Origin of the sequence: Epilithonimonas tenax DSM 16811, assembly GCF_000428485.1 — a bacterium.
Taxonomy (GTDB): domain Bacteria; phylum Bacteroidota; class Bacteroidia; order Flavobacteriales; family Weeksellaceae; genus Epilithonimonas; species Epilithonimonas tenax.
Genome location: NZ_AUAA01000091.1, coordinates 1 through 2110, shown reverse-complemented (window position 1 = coordinate 2110; position 2110 = coordinate 1). Strand labels below are relative to the sequence as shown.

The 2110-nt window shown below is 31.1% G+C and carries 3 protein-coding genes; all 3 read left to right on the top strand.

The annotated features are described in order from the left end of the window. The first annotated feature begins 33 nt into the window (after nt 1-33). Genes F564_RS0117590 through F564_RS19675 form a run of 3 tightly spaced genes read left to right on the top strand, consistent with a single transcriptional unit; the run spans nt 34 to nt 2005 of the window. A complete protein-coding gene (locus tag F564_RS0117590; RefSeq protein WP_028123729.1) occupies nt 34-276 on the top strand; it encodes a hypothetical protein in 243 nt (80 codons plus the stop codon). Beyond that, entirely contained in the window at nt 276-1028 is a 753-nt protein-coding gene (locus F564_RS0117585) for a hypothetical protein (protein WP_028123728.1), read from the top strand. Before F564_RS0117590 ends, F564_RS0117585 begins: the two co-directional genes overlap by 1 nt. Beyond that, entirely contained in the window at nt 1028-2005 is a 978-nt protein-coding gene (locus F564_RS19675) for a DUF4268 domain-containing protein (protein ID WP_051259736.1), read from the top strand. The genes F564_RS0117585 and F564_RS19675 overlap by 1 nt, the downstream gene beginning before the upstream one ends. Nucleotides 2006-2110: the final 105 nt, after the last annotated feature.

Below are 2110 nucleotides of genomic sequence, written 5' to 3'. Positions count from 1 at the left end.
CGTTATGCGATATTTTAAACCAACATTCCGCAAATGAAAGACGAACTATCTGACAATGAACATTTAGAAATGCTTAATAATCCAGAAGCGGAACTTTTTGGACGTATTTCAACATTTGAAAAATACGTTGAATTAGACTTTGAAGCGGACAAAGCATTATCAATGGCAGGTTTGACAGAAAATGATATTCACAGAAATGCATTTTTGAGAATTTATTACATAAATGCAAAGAGAAAAATTGACCCGAATTATAATCACAAAACACATAAAGTATAATGTTTTTAGCAGACAATCAAATAGCAGAATTTAGAGAAAGTATCTATAAAAATGGTTTCGGCTTTTCTGTTTCAGTTTTTAGAAATGAAGACAAAACTTTAAAAGTTCAATCAGAAAATTTATTGAATGACACTTATGAAAATTTTGAAAATTTCCTTGAAGATTTAATATTAAAAAATCCACTTTGGTTTACTTATTATTATGTTCGCATAAATAAGGAATATAAAAGTTTGGTTGAAACCAAACTTTCGGAAACCATAGAAAACGTTTTTAAATGGCTCAACGCAAGTATGATGTCCACTCATAGTAATTGGTGTTTTGAGGATAATGGAATGAACAATTTTGTGCAAGACAAAATTAAAAATGAGATAAACGAAAACTTCGTTTTCGCTTTTCCTAATTCCAATAATGCTGAAAAGATAAATGAGAAATTTGAACTAAATCAAATGTGGAATGGCTATTGTCCTGAAAGTTACTTAAAAGGTAAGCGTGTAAGAATGAGGTTAAACAGAAATGACTTTTTTGAAAGTGAAGAAACAGGTTTACAAATTGCAGTTTTGCGTGGTGTTCAAGCAATCATTATGAATTTTAGAGGTAAAGGTGATTTTCATACTAATCCTGAATTTGCAGACGCAATTGAAAACGGAGAAATGTTAAGTCCACAAAATACTGATAGACCACCATTTAATAATCCGACAGTCATTTTTGAAGGAAGTGAAGAAATTGAAAACTATATAAAAAACCTAAAATAATGGAAATAGAATTTGGAGAAATTGTAAGTGTTCCTATGAACCAAATTTGGCAACACGAAGAACGACATTTTACGCCTTGGCTTTCTCAAAATATTGACAAACTTGGCGATGCTTTAGGAGGTTTACAACTTCAAGTTGAACAAACAGAAGTCTATGCTGGAAATTTCCAATTAGATATTTTAGCAAAAGAAATTTCTACAAATAAAGTTGTAGTTATTGAAAATCAAATTTACAAAACTGACCATAAGCATTTAGGACAACTAATTACTTATGCTTCATTTTTTAAAGCAGAAATTATTATTTGGGTTTCGCAAGAGGTAACAGAAGAACATCGTTCAGCAATAGACTGGCTAAATAATAACACAAATGACAATTTGCAATTTTATGCAGTTGAAGCGAACATTATTAAAATTGACAATTCAAAACCTGCATTAAATTTCAAACTAAAATCATTTCCTAACGAATGGACAAAATCAGGTGGAAATGTAACAACACCTGCATCAACAGAAACAAATGAACTTTATAGAGCATTTTTCCAAAAACTATTAGATGAGTTAAGAGAAAAACATAGATTTACAAACGCAAGAACTGGACAACCACAAAGTTGGTATAGTTTTACATCTGGAAGCAAAGGTTGTATTTATGGCTGTTCGTTTGCGAGAGGTTCAAAAGTAAGAGCAGAGGTTTATATAGACACAACAAGTCAAGAAGTAAATAAAGAAATATTTAGAACTTTTGAACAACAAAAAAGCGAATTAGAGAAATTGTTTGGAGAAGAACTGACTTTTGAAGAATTGCCTACAAAACGAGCATCAAGAATTGCAATTTATAGAGATGGCGACATTTGGACAGACAGCCAGACATTAGAAGAAATTAGAAATTGGTGTATAGAAAAATTACTAAAATTTAAACAAGTATTTGGCGAAAAATTAAAAACCGAAACAGAAAAACATCGCATAACAGGGGTTTTGCAATAGTGGGGCTTCAGTGCTAAATTGAACATTTGGAATTCTAATAAACATTTGTGCTAAACTGAACATTTGTGCTTCGATTTCCCCACCATCGCAAAGCCCCAAAACGTT